18 protein-coding genes and 1 tRNA gene are annotated in these 15,757 nt (G+C 72.9%); 10 read left to right on the top strand and 9 right to left on the bottom strand.

Annotated elements, in window-relative coordinates; all coding sequences use genetic code 11:
• Positions 1–78: 78 nt before the first annotated feature.
• The 3 genes from AC1DUE_RS05975 to AC1DUE_RS05965 all read right to left on the bottom strand — a co-directional run bounded on the left by AC1DUE_RS05975 (position 79) and on the right by AC1DUE_RS05965 (position 3,703).
• Positions 79–152 (bottom strand) — tRNA-Pro (locus tag AC1DUE_RS05975).
• A gap of 123 nt (positions 153–275) precedes the next feature.
• A complete protein-coding gene (locus tag AC1DUE_RS05970; protein ID WP_477038482.1) occupies positions 276–1,229 on the bottom strand; it encodes a metallophosphoesterase in 954 nt (317 codons plus the stop codon).
• Positions 1,229–3,703 (bottom strand): penicillin-binding protein, encoded by a 2,475-nt coding sequence (locus tag AC1DUE_RS05965; protein ID WP_477038481.1) that lies wholly within the window; start codon positions 3,701–3,703, stop codon positions 1,229–1,231. The genes AC1DUE_RS05970 and AC1DUE_RS05965 overlap by 1 nt, the downstream gene beginning before the upstream one ends.
• 370 nt (positions 3,704–4,073) lie before the next feature.
• On the opposite strand from AC1DUE_RS05965, the gene AC1DUE_RS05960 reads away from it, so the two are divergent.
• From AC1DUE_RS05960 to AC1DUE_RS05950, 3 genes are all read left to right on the top strand, one after another.
• Positions 4,074–4,367, top strand: a complete 294-nt coding sequence (locus tag AC1DUE_RS05960) for a WhiB family transcriptional regulator (RefSeq protein WP_477038480.1) — start codon at positions 4,074–4,076, stop codon at positions 4,365–4,367.
• Between the two features lie 61 nt (positions 4,368–4,428).
• A complete protein-coding gene (locus AC1DUE_RS05955; protein ID WP_146847999.1) occupies positions 4,429–4,587 on the top strand; it encodes a DUF4177 domain-containing protein in 159 nt (52 codons plus the stop codon).
• The gene (locus AC1DUE_RS05950) at positions 4,587–5,066 is read left to right on the top strand and encodes a RidA family protein (protein ID WP_477038479.1); all 480 of its coding nucleotides are present in this window, start codon (positions 4,587–4,589) and stop codon (positions 5,064–5,066) included. Before AC1DUE_RS05955 ends, AC1DUE_RS05950 begins: the two co-directional genes overlap by 1 nt.
• A 19-nt stretch (positions 5,067–5,085) precedes the next feature.
• On the opposite strand, the gene AC1DUE_RS05945 is transcribed toward AC1DUE_RS05950, so the two are convergent.
• Entirely contained in the window at positions 5,086–5,763 is a 678-nt protein-coding gene (locus tag AC1DUE_RS05945) for a Crp/Fnr family transcriptional regulator (RefSeq protein ID WP_477038478.1), read from the bottom strand.
• Between the two features lie 105 nt (positions 5,764–5,868).
• Positions 5,869–6,282 (bottom strand): hypothetical protein, encoded by a 414-nt coding sequence (locus AC1DUE_RS05940; RefSeq protein WP_477038477.1) that lies wholly within the window; start codon positions 6,280–6,282, stop codon positions 5,869–5,871.
• A gap of 194 nt (positions 6,283–6,476) precedes the next feature.
• Here AC1DUE_RS05940 and nth point away from each other — a divergent pair, with 194 nt between their 5' ends.
• Complete coding sequence (gene nth / locus AC1DUE_RS05935; protein ID WP_477038476.1) at positions 6,477–7,187, top strand: endonuclease III; 711 nt, start codon at positions 6,477–6,479, stop codon at positions 7,185–7,187.
• A 52-nt stretch (positions 7,188–7,239) separates the two neighbouring features.
• On the opposite strand, the gene AC1DUE_RS05930 is transcribed toward nth, so the two are convergent.
• Genes AC1DUE_RS05930 through AC1DUE_RS05920 form a run of 3 tightly spaced genes read right to left on the bottom strand, consistent with a single transcriptional unit; the run spans position 7,240 to position 10,194 of the window.
• Positions 7,240–8,175: an alpha/beta fold hydrolase gene (locus AC1DUE_RS05930; protein WP_477038475.1), complete on the bottom strand. Its 936-nt coding sequence runs from the start codon at positions 8,173–8,175 to the stop codon at positions 7,240–7,242.
• 10 nt (positions 8,176–8,185) lie between these two features.
• The gene (gene nhaA / locus AC1DUE_RS05925) at positions 8,186–9,442 is read right to left on the bottom strand and encodes a Na+/H+ antiporter NhaA (protein ID WP_477038474.1); all 1,257 of its coding nucleotides are present in this window, start codon (positions 9,440–9,442) and stop codon (positions 8,186–8,188) included.
• 23 nt (positions 9,443–9,465) lie between these two features.
• On the bottom strand, positions 9,466–10,194 hold the full coding sequence (locus tag AC1DUE_RS05920) for a winged helix-turn-helix transcriptional regulator (RefSeq protein WP_477038473.1): 729 nt from the start codon (positions 10,192–10,194) through the stop codon (positions 9,466–9,468).
• Between the two features lie 210 nt (positions 10,195–10,404).
• Between AC1DUE_RS05920 and AC1DUE_RS05915 the strand changes: the two genes are divergently transcribed.
• The 3 genes from AC1DUE_RS05915 (at position 10,405) to AC1DUE_RS05905 (ending at position 12,183) form a co-directional block, all read left to right on the top strand.
• Positions 10,405–11,139: a hypothetical protein gene (locus AC1DUE_RS05915; RefSeq protein WP_477038472.1), complete on the top strand. Its 735-nt coding sequence runs from the start codon at positions 10,405–10,407 to the stop codon at positions 11,137–11,139.
• Between the two features lies 1 nt (position 11,140).
• A complete protein-coding gene (locus tag AC1DUE_RS05910; RefSeq protein ID WP_477038471.1) occupies positions 11,141–11,605 on the top strand; it encodes a thioredoxin family protein in 465 nt (154 codons plus the stop codon).
• An 83-nt stretch (positions 11,606–11,688) separates the two neighbouring features.
• The gene (locus tag AC1DUE_RS05905; RefSeq protein WP_477038470.1) at positions 11,689–12,183 is read left to right on the top strand and encodes a DUF4395 domain-containing protein; all 495 of its coding nucleotides are present in this window, start codon (positions 11,689–11,691) and stop codon (positions 12,181–12,183) included.
• A gap of 123 nt (positions 12,184–12,306) precedes the next feature.
• On the opposite strand, the gene AC1DUE_RS05900 is transcribed toward AC1DUE_RS05905, so the two are convergent.
• Positions 12,307–12,678, bottom strand: a complete 372-nt coding sequence (locus AC1DUE_RS05900; protein WP_477038469.1) for a DsrE family protein — start codon at positions 12,676–12,678, stop codon at positions 12,307–12,309.
• 186 nt (positions 12,679–12,864) lie between these two features.
• On the opposite strand from AC1DUE_RS05900, the gene AC1DUE_RS05895 reads away from it, so the two are divergent.
• From AC1DUE_RS05895 to AC1DUE_RS05885, 3 genes are read left to right on the top strand one after another with little or no spacing between them, the layout of a single operon-like run.
• The gene (locus tag AC1DUE_RS05895; protein WP_477038468.1) at positions 12,865–13,452 is read left to right on the top strand and encodes a heme-binding beta-barrel domain-containing protein; all 588 of its coding nucleotides are present in this window, start codon (positions 12,865–12,867) and stop codon (positions 13,450–13,452) included.
• The gene (ygfZ, locus tag AC1DUE_RS05890; protein ID WP_477038467.1) at positions 13,449–14,633 is read left to right on the top strand and encodes a CAF17-like 4Fe-4S cluster assembly/insertion protein YgfZ; all 1,185 of its coding nucleotides are present in this window, start codon (positions 13,449–13,451) and stop codon (positions 14,631–14,633) included. The genes AC1DUE_RS05895 and ygfZ overlap by 4 nt, the downstream gene beginning before the upstream one ends.
• On the top strand, positions 14,630–15,739 hold the full coding sequence (locus tag AC1DUE_RS05885; protein ID WP_477038466.1) for an FUSC family protein: 1,110 nt from the start codon (positions 14,630–14,632) through the stop codon (positions 15,737–15,739). Before ygfZ ends, AC1DUE_RS05885 begins: the two co-directional genes overlap by 4 nt.
• Positions 15,740–15,757 lie beyond the last annotated feature (18 nt).

The following is a 15,757-nucleotide window of genomic DNA, read 5'->3' as shown; positions in this document are numbered from 1 at the left end:
GGCCCGCGAGGCGTGCGGCACGAGTGTGCAAAAGGCCCCTGTCAGCGTCTCCGCTGGCCAGGGGCCTTCTCCACAGTGTCGGGGTGGCGGGATTCGAACCCACGACCTCTTCGTCCCGAACGAAGCGCGCTACCAAGCTGCGCCACACCCCGTGGAGCCTGGCAAGGATAGCCGACGGATGCCCCTGCGACGAAACTGAAAGGCGCTCGCTGAGACCCGGGCCGGGCGCAGGCCGCGAACGAGCACAGCCCTGCGACGAAACTGAAAGGCGAGCGTCAGGGGGCGACGAGCGTCAGGAGCGTCGCCTCGGGCCGGCACGCGAACCGCACGGGTGCGTAGGGCGAGGTGCCCAGGCCGGCGGAGACGTGCATCCACGTCGAGCCCGCGCCGCCGGGGCGGTCGGGACGCGGACCGGGCCAGCCGTGCAGGCCCTTGGCGCGGCCGGTGTCGAGGTCGCAGTTGGTTACCAGGGCACCCCACAGCGGGACCGCGAGCTGGCCGCCGTGCGTGTGCCCGGCGATGGCCAGGTCGACGTCGTCGGCATGCATCGCGTCGAGCACGCGACGGTACGGCGCGTGCGTGACACCGAGGTGCAGGTCGACGGGGGTCGGGCCGGTGCGCGCATCGTCGGCTCCGCCCGCCTGCGGGTAGCGGTCGAGGTTCAGGTGCGCGTCGTCGGTGCCCACGAGCGAGAGCACGCGTCCGTCGGCCTTGACCACGTCCCGGCGGTTGGTGAGGTCGACCCAGCCGGCGGACCGGAACCGGGTCGCGAGCTCGCGCCAGGGCAGCGGGACGGCCTGCTTGGCGGCCGGGCGCCGGGCGTCCGGCAGCAGGTACCGCGCGGGGTTCTTGGGCGTCGGCGCGACGTAGTCGTTGGATCCGAAGACGAAGGCGCCGGGGCCGGCGAGGTGCGGCTCGAGGGCGTGCAACAGGTCCGGCATCGCGTCGAGGTGGGACCAGTTGTCGCCGGTGTCGACGACGAGGTGCGGCTGCAGCGACGCCAGGTCGCGCACCCAGTCGACCTTGCGCTTCTGACCGGGCACCAGGTGCAGGTCCGAGAGGTGCAGGATGCGCAGCGGCTCCTGCCCCGTGGGCAGCACCGGCACGGTCACCTCACGCAGCGCGTACCAGCGCACCTCGACGAGTGCCGCGTACGCGAGCGCCGCCGCGCCCGCGACGGCCAGCCCGCCGGCCGTGCGGGCGAGCGCCCGGCCGGCGTCCGACGACATCAGGGCTTGCCCCCGCCGGGGCCGTTGCCGCCACCGCCACCGCCACCGCCACCTCCGCCGTTCCCTCCACCACCGTTGCCGGGTCCGCCGTTGCCGGGGTTCGGGACGGTGTTCGGGTCGGGAGCAGGCGGCTGACCGTTCGACAGCGTCAGGGTGACGACCGAGCCACGGGTCGCGGTGCCGGACGGGTTCTGCGCGGCCACGGAGCCGGCCGGGACGGTCGACGGCACCTGGTCGGGTGCGGTCGTGGTGTTGAACCCGGCGTCCTCGAGGATCTTCTTGGCGTCGGCCTCGGAGCGGCCGACCACCGACGGCACCGGGATCTTCTCGCCGAAGACGAGCTTCTGGTCCGGCTCGGCGAACGGCGGGTTCGGTGCGCCCGCGAGCGCCTGCGACATGTACCGCTTCCAGGTCGGTGCGGCGATCGTCGCGCCGTAGGCGTTCTTCACGAACTTGCCGTTGATGACGATGTTCTGCACCGGGGTGAAGGCGTTGGAGAAGCCGACCCAGACGGCGGTGGCGAGCAGCGGGGTGTACCCGACGAACCAGGTCTCCTCGTTCTCGCTCGTCGTGCCCGTCTTTCCCGCCGAGGGGAAGTCCGGGGCGCCGACCGACTTGGCGGTGCCCTTCCAGACGTTGCTCAGCGCGAAGTTGATCGTGTTCGCGTACTTGGGCTCGATCGCCTGGTGGCAGTTGGCGCTCGGCACGGGCAGCGGCTGGCCGTCCGCGTCGACCACGCTGACGATCGCGACCGGCGTGCAGTAGACGCCGCCCGACGCGAACGTGGCGAACGCCGCGGCCATCGACAGCGGCGCGACCGAGTCGGTGCCGATGATGTTCGACGGGTTCACCTGCGGGGTGACGGTCCCGTCCTTGCGCGGCTTGGCCAGGTGCATGCCCAGGTCGGTGGCGCCCTGCATGATGTTGCAGACGTCGAGCTGCATGCCCATGGTCAGGTACGCGAGGTTGACCGAGTTCTTGGTCGCGTCCAGCACGGTCATGTTGCCGGCGCCACCCTCGGCGTTGCCGGGCTTCCAGGGCACGTTCGGGCCCTTGGAGCCGCAGGTGGTGAACATGTTCTCGTTCAGCGGGCGGACCGAGCCGTTGACCTGCTCGTAGAGGCTGTGCCCCTGCTTGAGCCACTCGAGCAGGGTGAACGGCTTGAACGTCGAGCCGGGGGCGAACCCGCCGGACGCGCCGTAGGCGAAGTCGGTGTTGAAGTTGACCGACTCGGTGCGGGCCGCTGGGTCACCGACCGCGGAGTAGTCGCGGTTCTGGGCCATCGAGACGATGGCGCCGGTGCCGGGCTGCACGGTGACGATCGAGCTGGCGACGCCGCTCGGGTCCTGCACAGGGATCCCCGCCTTGACCTCGGCGTCGGCGATCGTCTGGAGCCGCGGGTCGATCGTCGTCGTGATGGTCAGGCCGCCGCGGTACAGGCGCCCCGCGCGCTCGGCCTTCGTCGCACCGAAGGCCGGGTCGTTGACGATGACCTTGGTGACGTAGTCGCAGAAGTAGCCCGAGCCGGCGATGACCGTGCTCGCCACCGCGCAGCCCTGCTTGAGCTCCTGCGGGTGCATCGTGGCGGCGAGCGGGGTGGCGATGCCCGCCGTGTAGTCGGCGTCGGTGATGTAGCCCTGCTCGCGCATGAGGCGCAGGACGGTGTTGCGACGCGTCTGCGCGGCCTCGGGGTTCTTCACCGGGTCCCACTTGCTCGGGCTCTGCGTCACGCCGGCGATCGTCGCGGCCTCGAGGTAGGTCAGGTCCTTGGCGGGCTTGCTGAAGTAGTACTGCGCGGCCGACTCGGCGCCGTATACCTTGATCCCGAACTGCGCGATGTTCAGGTACTTCTCGAGGATCTGGTCCTTGGTCATGCGCTGCTCGAGCGAGATGGCGAGCTTTGCCTCACGCAGCTTGCGCGCGATGCCCTCGCTGCCCTCGGTGCCGCGGGCCTCCTCGAGCGCCGCCTGCCGCTCAGGACCCTCGTCCTTGGCGAGCGCGGCCTCGATGAGCACGTTCTTGACGTACTGCTGCGTGAGCGTCGAGGCGCCCTGCTGGCCGCCGGTCGAGGCCTGGTTCCGGATGAACGCGCGGAGCATGCCCGCGGGGTCGACGCCGGCGTGCTCGTAGAAGCGCTTGTCCTCGGTGGCGATCACGGCGTGCTGCAGCATCGGCGAGATCTCGGCCAGGGGGACCACCACGCGGTTCTGGTCCCAGAACTCGGCGAGCAGCGTCCCGTCGGAGGCCTTGATGACCGACTTCTCCGGAAGACCGGGCTGGTCGAGCTCGGTGGGCAGGTCGTCGAACGCCTGCGCCGTCACGTCGGTGGCGCCGTTGGCGAGCGCGACGCCCGGCAGCGCGAGACCCGCGGCGAGGACTCCGCCGACCCCGGCGACGAGCACGAAGGACAGCAAGAGGGCCAACGCCTGGAAGGCGTTGACCTGACGGCCGCGCGAGCGCGCAGGGTTCGGCATGCCGTCAGGGTAGTAGGCGCCGCTTCAGCACCGGTCCGGATGATCGAGCGTCGACGTGACCTCCACCGGACCCACACAAGCGGGCTACCGCCGATGGGGAGCTCGGCGGACCGGACGCCGAAGGCGGTCGGACGCGTTCCGACACGTTCAGACAACGATCGGCACGGCCCAGCACACCGAGTCACATCTGACACGAACGGGTGACGGAACACGCGATCGTGTCCACTTCCGGACATGTTCAAGCGTCCAACAGCCGGAACGACCCCTTCGGAGGCTCGCCAGAAGGGTCGCGGTACCGCTAGTTTCCCGGCAGGACAGGGGTGCGGTGGCCGCTTTCGGTGCAGCCCCCTCGGTAGGCAGGGGAGGTTGAGTGACCACACTCGTATCGGACACGCACTGGACCGCACTCGCGGAGTGCGGCACCGGCAAGATGGCTCCCGATGCCCTCTTCGTGGAGGGCGCAGCCCAACGCGAGGCGCGCACCATCTGCACGGGGTGCCCCGTCCGGCTCGCCTGCCTCGCCGACGCCCTCGACAACCGCATGGACTTCGGCGTCTGGGGCGGTATGACCGAGCGCGAGCGTCGGGCGCTCCTGCGTCGTCGGCCCGACGTCCGCTCGTGGCGTGCGGAGCTCGTCGGCTCGGAGCCCGTGCTGCTGGGCTGAGCCCGTCGTCCTGGCCGAGCCCGCGCTGCCCGGCCCAGACACCCACCACTAGGGTGAGCGCATGGCTACGACGTGGGAGTACGCGACCATTCCGCTCATCATTCATGCCACCAAGGCGATCCTCGACCAGTGGGGTGCCGACGGCTGGGAGCTCGTCCAGGTGATCCAGGGACCGGACGCCGGCCTGGTCGCCTACCTGAAGCGGCCCAAGGAGTCCTGATGGGCGCCGCCGAGAGGCTTGCCGCGCTCGGTCTTGAGCTGCCCGTGGTGGCCCCGCCGGTCGCCGCCTACGTGCCGGCCGTCCGCTCGGGCGACTACGTCTACACGTCCGGGCAGCTGCCGTTCGTCGCCGGTGCCCTGCCCGCGACGGGCAAGGTCGGCGGCTCCGTGAGTCCCGAGGACGCCGCCGGCTACGCCCGGACCTGCGCCCTGAACGCCCTCGCGGCGGTCGCCGGCCTTCTGGGTGGTGGCGCCGACGCCCTCGACTCGATCGTGCGCGTGGTCAAGGTCGTGGGGTTCGTCGCGAGCGAGCCGTCCTTCACCGGGCAGCCCGGCGTCGTCAACGGGGCGAGCCTGCTCCTGCACGAGGTCCTCGGCGACGCGGGCATCCACGCGCGCTCGGCGGTCGGGGTGGCGGTGCTGCCGCTCGACTCGCCGGTCGAGGTGGAGATCGTCGTCGAGCTCGCGCCGTCTGCCTGAGCGAACGCGTGACGGACGACTAGCGGGCGCGGCGCTCGAGCCGGTCGACGTCCAGCAGGACGACCGCACGGCCCTCGCGACGCACCCAGCCGCGAGCGGCGAAGTCGGCGAGCGCCTTGTTCACGGTCTCGCGAGAGGCGCCGACGAGCTGTGCGAGCTCCTCCTGAGTCAGGTCGTGCGCCACGCGGATGCCCTCGTCGACCCGCTCGCCGAAGCGCGTGGACAGGTCGAGCAGCGCCTTGGCGACGCGGCCAGGGACGTCCGAGAAGACGAGGTCCGCGAGCGCCTCGTTGGTGCGGCGCAGCCGGCGTGCCAGGGCCTGCAGGAGGTGCTGGGCGACCGTGGGCTTGTCGTGCAGCCAGCGGATGAGGTCGGCGTGCCCGAGCTCGAGGACCACGGCGTCGGCGACGACGGTCGCGGTCGCGGTGCGGGGGCCGGGGTCGAACAGGGACAGCTCGCCGAACATCTCGCCCGGGCCGAGCACGGCCAGCAGGTTCTCGCGGCCGTCGTTCGATCGTCGGCCCAGCTTGATCTTGCCCTCGCGGACCACGTAGAGCCGGTCCCCGGGCTCGCCCTCGTGGAAGAGGGCGTCGCCGCGGACGACCTCGATCGCCTTCATCGTCGCGACGAGCGCCTCGGATGCTTCCGGCTCCAGGCCGGCGAACAACGGGGCCGCGAGCACGATGTCGTCCTCCACGGTGACACCTCACCTCTCCTGCACAGGTCTGGCGTGGCGCCACGCAGACATAGGTGGCCGCTGGTCAGCGGCCTGATCCACGCTCAGTCTGCCCCATCGGAGCGGTCAACCGCGGCTCAGCGGCTCCGCGAGGCCGGACAGTGTCGCGCCGGGCTCCTGGGCGAGCCGTGAGATGAGCCGTTCGGTCGCCCGGTCGAGGGCCTGCTCGACGCCTTCTCCGTAGCGCGCGAGCTGCTCGTCCAACGCCCGGAGCTCGTCGATCCGCAGGTTCTCGGACTCGTTCGATCCCCCCAGCACGGCCGCCAGGACGGCCGGCCGAGGAACCTCGACCCCGACCTCCGGCGGCAGCTGGAACGCCATGTCCTCGCCGAGCGACTGGGGCTGGGCGGCCTGCGCGACGGCGAGGTCGAGCCTGGCGCGGACCAGCCGCCGCCACCACGTGACGCGGGCGTGCTCGGCGCGCAGCGCCCGGCGGTCCAGGCGCAGATCACGCACCCGGTGCTCCACGGCAGGGATCATGTAGGCGGTCCTCCTCAGGGGTTCCGTGTCTGGTTTCGGCCTGATCGCGAGGCACCTTGAGGAGGCGGGCGCGGTGTGGCCGACAGATCACTCCAAGGGAGCAACGCCGCAGGTCACGCGGGTGAATCGAGCATCCGGCCGGAACTTTGCGGCCGCACCCGGTGCGTGTGGGCGGTCGGTCGTACGCTGCCACCGTGACCCCGACGGACCTGGCCGCCCAGACCGAGACCGACCTCGCCCGCACCCGTCGCGCCCGTCGGATCGACCGGGCGCTGGCGGTGCGCTACCCCGACGCCCACTGCGAGCTCGACTTCAGGTCGCCGTTCGAGCTGCTGGTCGCCACCGTGCTCTCCGCGCAGACCACGGACGTGCGCGTGAACCTCACGACACCGACGCTGTTTGCCCGCTATCCGGACGCGGCCGCACTGGCCGCGGCGAACCCGGAGGAGGTCGAGGAGATCCTCAAGCCGACCGGGTTCTTCCGTGCCAAGACGAAGTCCGTGATGGGCCTGTCGGCGGCGCTGGTGGAGCGGTTCGGCGGCGAGGTGCCACCGCGGATGAAGGACCTGGTGACGCTGCCCGGGGTCGGCCGCAAGACCGCGAACGTGGTGCTCGGCAACGCGTTCGGCATCCCCGGGATCACCACGGACACGCACGTCATGCGGCTCTCGAAGCGCCTCGGGTACACCGCGAGCGACGACCCGCTGGTGGTGGAGAAGGAGCTGAACCACCTGCTGCCGCGGGCCGACTGGACCATGGCCTCGCACCGGCTGATCTTCCACGGCCGGCGCACCTGCTTCGCCCGCAAGCCCGCGTGCGGCGCCTGCCCGATCGCGTCGTCGTGCCCGTCGGCGGGGATCGGGGAGCTGGATCCGGTGAAGGCTGCGGCGCTGCTGAAGGGGTGACCACGCCGGTCCGGCCAACCTGGGCGGACAGGGCCGCGGTGCCGCTGGAGGGCTAGCCGCTCGGCGCGACCTCGCGCAGCCAGCCCAGCAGCAGGTCGCTGACCTGGTCGGGTGCTTCCTCGGGCAGGAAGTGGCCCGCCTGCGGGAGCAGCTCGAACCGGTAGCCCGGACCGACGAGCGCAGCGGTCTGGCTGGACAGGGCGGCGTGGGCGGCGGGACGGATGCCGTCGCGGCCGCCGTGGATCTGCAGGACCGGCAACGGTCGCGTGCCGGCGAGGGCCGCGTGGTAGCGCCGGCCGTCGGGTCGAGGCATCGAGCGCACGATCCAGCGCAGCTGCTCCATCTGGCTGTGGGCCGCGAACGGCACCTGCGCCGCGGAGCGGTAGACCGCCTCGTCGTCGGCGCTGATCCAGCCGGGGCTGCCGCCCCACTCGTGCAGCAGGCGGGAGACCAGGTCGCCCTCCGTGAGCGCGTGCTCGGGGAAGGAGGGCAGCTGGATGAAGGCGAGCCGCTTGGCCGCGGCCGGGCGGATCGCGGCGCGCAGGCTGCCACGGGTGTCGAGCGGGTGCGGGGCGCCCAGGGCGGCGACTGCGCGGGTGTGGCGCGGGTGCAGGCCCGCCATGGCCCAGGCGATCTCGCCGCCCGTCCCGGTGCCGACGACGACGGCGTTCGCGGCGCCCAGCGACTGGATGACCCCGGCGACGTCCGCGGCGAGCGTGGGGACGTCGTAGCCGACCGGAGGCTTGTCGGACCCGCCCGTGCCCCGGACGTCCATCGCGGCCACGCGGTACCCGGCGTCGGCGAGGACGGGCAGCTGGTGGCGCCATGCCCACCAGAACTCCGGGATCCCGTGCAGCAGCACCACGAGGGGAGCGTCGCGCTCGTCGGGACCCGCGAGGGCCACGTGGAACCGGGCTCCGTTGGCGGCTACGAAGCGGTGCTCCCAGGGGCCGTCGATCAGGAGCGTTGCGGAGTCGACCGTACTCATCGGTGCGAACCTACCCGCTCGCCGGCGCGGGAACGGCGCGCGCGTGGAAGCGGTCGCGTTGCACGAGCGCGAGGGCGCCGAGGACCGCGGCGACCGCGGACGCGATGATGATCGCGACCACGACGTGCTCGTCCTTCTCGCTCCCGGGACCGAACGCGAGCTCGCCGACGAGCAGCGAGACCGTGAACCCGATGCCACCCAGGAGGCCGACCGCGCCGACGTCGCCCCAGCCGAGGCCCGGCGCCAGCTGGGCGTGCGTGAACCGTGCGACCAGGAAGGTGGCGCCCAGGATGCCGAGGGGCTTGCCCACCACGAGCCCGAGTGCGACGCCCTGCGCCACGGGGTCGCTGAAGGCGCCCGAGATCGAACCGGCGGAGAGCGTAACGCCCGCGGCGAAGACGGCGAACACCGGGACCGCGACGCCGGCCGACAGTGGCCGCCACGCGTGCTCCCAGCGTTCGGCGAGCGACTCCCGCGGGGGCTCCGGCAGGTGCAGCGCCTTCTGCGTGGCCACGACGGTGCCCGGCACGACCAGTCCCAGCGCGACACCCGCGATCGTCGCGTGCACGCCGGACGCGTGCACGGCTGCCCAGGCGACCAGACCCAGGGGCACGAGCAGCCAGCCGCTGACCCAGCCCCGGCGGATCGCGAGCCAGAACAGGACCACGACGACCGCGCCCACCCCGAGCCACACCAGCGACACGCTCTCGGTGTAGACGACGCCGATGACGATGATCGCGAGCAGGTCGTCGACCACGGCCAGGGTCAGCAGGAACGCGCGCAGGGCGTTGGGCAGGCTGCGTCCGACGATGGCGAGCACCGAGACCGCGAACGCGATGTCCGTCGCCGTCGGCACCGCCCAGCCCTTCGGGGCACCACCGTCAGCGGTGAGGTTGATCGCCAGGTACACCGCCGCCGGCACCAGCATTCCGCCGACGGCCGCCACGATCGGGACGATGGCCGTCTGGAGCCGGCGCAGCTCGCCCGCGACGATCTCGCGCTTGAGCTCGAGGCCGACGACGAAGAAGAAGATCGCGAGCAGCCCGTCGGTCGCCCAGGTGGCGAGCGACAGGTCGAGGTGCAGCGCCGCAGGGCCGACGACGGTCTCGGAGACGGTTCTGTAGCTCTCCGGCGCCGCGTTCGCCCACACGAGGGCGAGGACGGTGCCGGCCAGCAGGAGGGCGCCGCCGACCCGTTCCTCACGGAGGGTGTCGAGGAGGTTGCGTTCGGAGCCGGGGGACAGCGATGAGAAGAGCCGACTGGGCACTGTGCTCCTCAGGAAGGTCCGCCTCAGGCGTCGGCGGGCTCGGGGATCTCCGTGCGTCCGTCGACCGCGCCGCGACGGTCCTTCGGCGGGTCGAACCGGTAGCCCACGTTACGCACCGTCCCGATCAGCTGCTCGTGCTCGGGGCCGAGCTTGGCGCGCAGTCGTCGGACGTGGACGTCGACGGTCCGGGTGCCTCCGTAGTAGTCGTAGCCCCAGACCTCCTGCAGCAGCTGGGCCCGCGTGAACACGCGACCTGGGTGCTGCACCAGGTACTTCAGGAGCTCGAACTCCTTGTACGTGAGGTCGAGCGGACGGCCGCGCAGCCGGGCGGTGTACCCGCCGGCGTCGATCGTGAGCTCGCCGGACGAGATCTCCTGCGGTGCGTCGTCGTACCCCGCGGTCGCTGCACGCTCCATGACGAGGCGGAAGCGCGTCTCGACCTCGGCGGGGTTGGCGCTCTCCAGGATGATGTCGTCGGCGCCCCACTCCGCGGTGACGACCGTCAGGCCGCCCTCCGTCAGGACCAGGACGAGCGGCACCGTCAGACCGGTGGCGCGCAGCAGCCGGCACGTGGTCCGCGCGGTGACGAGGTCACGACGCGCGTCGAGCACGACGATGTCGGCGTCCGGTGCATCCACGAGCGCTGACGGTTCGACCGGCAGGACGCGGACGCGGTGGGACAGAAGTCCGAGAGCCGGAAGCACCTGGGCGGAGCCTCCGGACGCTGGAGTGAGCAGCAGCAGATCCGCCACGTCCTACCTCCCTGCGTGCGAGTGGGGCACACGGTATCGCGTGTTCCGGGCACGTTGCGTCCGTTTGTCGAGGGCTGACCGCACGCACGGGTGGTGCGTCGGTGGTAACTCCGGGGAAATCGGCGCGAGATGCGACAATCGGCGGCGTGCTCCTGCCTGCTGCTCCGTCCTGCCTGTCCGTGGTGACCCCGGACGCAGGTCGGTAGGCGCATGCAGCTCGCCACCCGCGCGGTCGTCACAGCCGCGCTCTCCGCCGCCGTCGCGGTCGCCGGGTACCTCGGCGGCCTCCCGCTGACGCTCGCCGCCGCGCTCCTCGCCCTCGTGTTCGCGCTCGGGTGGCCCGCGCTGGTCGGCCTGCCGTTCCGGGTCGGCTCGTCGGTCGTCGTCGCGGTCGGCGGGGTCGGCGCCGTCGCCGTCGTCCACCTCACGCCCGAGCAGCCCTACCTGCGGTTTCTCCCCGTGGCGTTCGCCGGGGCGATCCTCCTCGCCTTCCTGAACGAGCTCCTGCGGCGCGACGGGCGCGAGCGGCTCGTCGAGTCCGTGTCGGGCACCGTCGCCGGGACGCTCGTCGCGGTCGCCTCGGCCGGCTGGGTGGCCACCGGACGCACGCCGGGCGGTGAGCCCCTCGTCGTCGTCGGCGCCCTCGCGCTCGCCGTCGGGTCGGCCGTCGTGGCGCTGCACCTCGCACGGTGGCTCGGCGCGGTCGTCACCAGCGTCGCCGCGGCCGGCGCCGGCGCGCTCGGCGGGGCGGTCCTGCCGGACATCGACGTGGCGCCCGGCCTCGTGCTCGGCCTCGCGGTCGGTGTGCTCGTCGCCACACTCCACGCGCTGTTCGACGAGCTCCCGTCACTCGAACGGCGCTGGCCGTCGCTCGCGGCCGTCACCCTCCCGGTGACGGTGACCGGGACGCTCGTGTACGTCGTCGGCCGGGTGCTGGTGGGCTGACGTGCGCAACGTGCTGCTCCTCGTCGTTCTCCTCGCGGTCGCCACTGTGATCGGGTTCTGGTGGAGGTCGCGCAACGGCCGGTACACCGCCGTGGACCCGGCGCTGCTGGCCGGGGCCCCGGCGTCGGACGTCGCCGACGACACCCGGCTCACCGCCGCCGAGCTCGGAACCCCGCTGGGTGCCCGCGCCACCTTCGTCCAGTTCTCCAGCGAGGTCTGCACGCCCTGCCGCCGGACGGCAGCCGCGCTCGAGCACCTGGTGTCCGAGCAGCCCGGCCTCTCGCACGTCGAGATGGACGTGGTGGAACACCTCGACCTCGTGCGACGCTTCTCCATCATGCGCACCCCGACGACCCTCCTGCTCGACGCCCGCGGCGTCGTGGTCGGTCGTCTGTCCGGTGCGACGGACCGCCGGCACGCGCTCACCGCGCTCGAGGCGTGTCCGGGCGGGGTCACCGCTCCCTGAGCTCGCGCCCGTGAGGGCCGCCGGCCGGGCGGCGATGGCCCCGGCCCCGGCCCCGTCCCGCGTCCGCACCCTTGGAGTCCCCGATGTCCGAGCCCGCCCCCACGTCTGCCCCCACCTCGTCCACCACGCGTCCGGCACCCGCCGGGATCGATCCCCGCGGGCCGCGCTTCGGTGCGTGGATCAACCTCGTCCTGCTCGCCGGTGTCCTGCTGCTCGGTGCCTGGCCGGCCGCGGCGACCGCGCTGCTCGCCGTGATCGTCGTCAGCTTCGCGATCGGCGCCTTCCGCGGCGTCGGCCACACGTGGCAGGGCTGGCTGTTCCGCCGGTTCGTGCGCCCGCGCCTCGCACCGCCCACCGAGCTCGAGGACCCGCGCCCGCCGACGTTCGCCCAGCTCGTCGGCCTGGTCATCACCGGCGCCGGTCTGCTGCTCGGGCTCGTCGGCGTGGGCGCCGCCGTCCCGGTCGCCGCCGCGCTCGCCCTGATCGCCGCGTTCCTCAACGCGGTCTTCGGCCTGTGCCTCGGCTGCGAGCTCTACCTGCTGGGCATCCGCCTCCGCGCGGGCCGCGCCACCGCCTGAGGGCTGAGCGGCCCCTCGCGTGTGCCGAGGTAGCCGCACCTGGGACGCATGACGACGGGTGTGGTGGCCGTGGCGCCACACACGGTCACTCCTGTCCCAGGAGCGGCTAGGTCGACACGCGTGTCAGTAAACGAGCGCCTGGGCGTTGTCCGCCAGGACCTCCTCGACGAACACCGCCGCGCCCGCGATGCGGATGCCCGGCAGGACGTCGGCGGGGCCGATCGAGCGGCGGGCGGCGCACTGGGTGCAGACCGTGACCGTGCCCTCCTCGAGCACCACGGCGAGCAGCTCGGCCAGCGGGGTCGCGTGCTCCAGGACGAGGTCGTCGGCGCGCCCGGGAAGGGCCAGCCAGGCGGACTCGCCGGTGAGCCAGAGGCTGACGGTCGCGCCGGAGGCGACGGCTGCAGCGGCGACCGTGAAGGCCTGGTTGGTGGCCTCGGGACGGTCGGTGCCGGACGTGGTCTTGATCACCAGAGGGCGCGCGGGGGTGCTCACCGGAACAGGTTAGGGGCCCGTGCTCGTTAGGATCGGTGCATGACTGCGCTCGAGGGACTCTTCATCGGCCTGCTGGTCCTGGCGACGCTGGCGATCGCGTCGATCTCGCTGCTCGTCGTCTACCGGCTCTACAAGGGTCAGAGCTGACGCAGTCCTGCGTCCGACCGTGACCAGGAGGCTCTGAAGATGGCGTTCGTCCTGCCCGACCCTGAGGGCATGGCCCCCGAGGTCTACCCGCTGGCCTGGCTGGTCGGCACGTGGCGCGGCGAGGGCGTCGTGGACTACCCCGGTATCGACGAGGCCGCGTTCACCCAGGACATCGTCTTCGACCACGACGGCGGCCCGTACCTGTCGTACTCGTCGACGATCCGGCTGGTCGAGGCCCCCGCGGACACCTCCGCGCTCGAGGGCGACGTCCCGCCGGCCCCCGTCTGGCAGACCGAGTCCGGGTACTGGCGCGTCCCGCCGCAGCGGCCGACGGACCACGGGCTCACCGCCGAGCAGCACCCGGTCGAGGTGCTCGTCGCGGACCCGTCGGGCCGGGTGGGCCTGTACATCGGCGCGGTGGGCAAGGGCCGGATCGACCTGGTCAGCGACGCGATCGTCCGCGCGGCCAGCGGCGCCGACGTGAGTGCGGAGAAGCGGCTCTACGGGCTCGTCAACGGCGAGCTCATGTGGGCGCACGACATCGCGGCCTTCGGCCACCCGATGCAGTCGTACGCGTCGGGGCGGTTGTCCCGCGTGGAGAGCACCGACCCTGAGGACGCGTCATGACGGCACCGGTCGAGGAAGTTGTCGAGCGGCACGGCGAGCCCCCGCGGCACGCGAGCCCGCTGCTGAACCGCCGGGGTGCGGTGCGTGCCTCGGGTCCCGACGACGGCGTCGCCTGGCACTACGGCGATCCGACCGCCGAGCAGCGCGCCCTGAGCCGCGGCGGCGCGGTGGTCGACCAGTCGTACCTCGGCGTCGTCACGGTGACGGGTCCGGACCGGCTGAGCTGGCTCAACTCGATCACGTCCCAGGAGCTGACCAACCTCCCGCCGCGCACCAGCACCGAGCTGCTCGTGCTCAGCCCGCAGGGGCACATCGAGCACGCGGCCGGGGTCGTGGACGACGGCGAGACCACCTGGCTGCTCACCGAGACGCCGATCGCGCTCGCGGCGTGGCTGAACCGCATGAAGTTCATGCTGCGCGTCGAGATCGCGGACGTGACCGACGACTGGGCGGCGATCGGTGAGCCCGTCGACGCGGAGGGCACGTCCGAGGAGCCGGTCACGTGGCGCGACCCGTGGCCGACGACCGCCGAGGGGGGCACGCGCTACGGCCCGGCCGACGACGAGCACCCAGGCGCGGACCGCGACTGGCGGCTCGTGCTCGTCCCGCGCGCGGACCTGGTCGACGAGGTGCGCGCCCGCGAGTCGGCCGGCTGGCCGCTGGTCGGCACCTGGGCCAGCGAGGCGATGCGCGTCGAGTCGTGGCGGCCGCGGGCGTCCCACGAGGTCGACCACCGGACCATCCCGCACGAGCTGGACTGGCTGCGCACCGCGGTCCACCTGCACAAGGGCTGCTACCGCGGGCAGGAGACGGTCGCGCGCGTGCACAACCTAGGGCGCCCCCCGAGGCGGATCGTCATGCTGCACCTCGACGGCTCCGGGCACGTGCTGCCCGAGGTCGGCGCGCAGGTGCACGACGTGGTCCGTACGGAGACGTCGCAGGAGCCGGGGCGCGCCGTGGGGAGCGTGACGACCGTCGCGCGGCACCACGAGCTCGGGCCGGTCGCGCTGGCCGTCGTGAAGCGGTCCACGCCGACCGACGCCGAGCTCGTCGTCGACAGCGACGGCGGTGCCGTGGCGGTCAACCAGGAGGCGATCGTGCCGGGCGAGGGCGTGTCGACCGACCGACCGGCGCCCCGTGGACCGGTGGCCCGCGGGCTGGGGCAGCACCCGATGCTGTGAGCGCCCCGGCTGCCGTCGACCCTCGGCGCAACCCTCGGGTGGTCCTCGAGACCCGTCTGCGGCAGGGCGTCTCGCGCGTCCACGCCGGGTGGTTCCCGATCCTGCAGGCAGCCCTCGCGGCGGCGATCGCGTTCGGCCTGGCCCGGTACGTCGTGCACCACCCGTACCCGTTCTTCGCCCCGGTCTGCGCGTGGGTCGCGCTCGGCTTCACCGCCGACCGGTCGGCGCGCCGGGTGGCCGAGCTGGCCGTCGGCGTCGCGATCGGTGTCGCCCTCGGGGATGTGCTCGTTCGCCTCATCGGCAACGGGATCTGGCAGGTCGCCGTCGTCCTGTTCCTCGCCGCGACGATCGCGCGGTTCATCGACCGCGGCGTGCTGCTCACGACGCAGGCGGGCGTCCAGGCGCTGGTGATCGTGGGCCTGCCCGCGCTGACCGCCAGCGGGGGACCGCTCGGGCGGTGGATCGACGCCGCGATCGGGGGTGTCGTCGCGCTCGCGGTGGCCCTGCTCACGCCGCGCGACCCGCGGCGGCACTCCCGCGCGCTGGCCCGCGCCGCGTGCGACGAGCTGGCCGGCGTGCTGCGCCTGTTCGGGCGCGGGCTGCGCACGGGCTCGACGGACGACGTCGAGGACGCGCTGGTGCGGGCGCGGGCGTCGCAGCCGGCCTTCGACGAGTGGTCGGAGACCGCCAAGAACGCCGGCGACCTGGCGCGCATCTCCCCGACCATCCGCAGGTTCCGCGACGAGCTCGCGGCGCTCGAGGGCCGGGCGGTGCTCGTCGACCGGGCGATGCGCAACACGCGCGTGCTGGTCCGACGGTGCCTGGCCGCGGTCGAGGCCGGCACCCACGACCTCTCGCCCATCGCGGCGCAGGTGGAGGCGACCGCCCGGGCCGCCGCCGAGCTGTCCGCGGCGCTCGGCTCCGGACGCGACCCGGCCCGCGCGCGGTCCGAGCTGCTCACGATCGCGCAGTCGCTCGACCCGTTCACGCTCGACGACTGGCAGGTCCAGAGCCTCGTCCTGCTTCAGCGGTCGCTGGTCGTCGACCTGCTGGAGGCCGCGGGCACCGGGCGACAGGCCGCCCGGGACGCACTCCCCGAGATCTGATCGCCCGCTCGCACCCCC

The organism is Cellulomonas sp. P4_A2, assembly GCF_056402515.1.
This window is presented reverse-complemented; position numbering and strand designations above follow the sequence as displayed.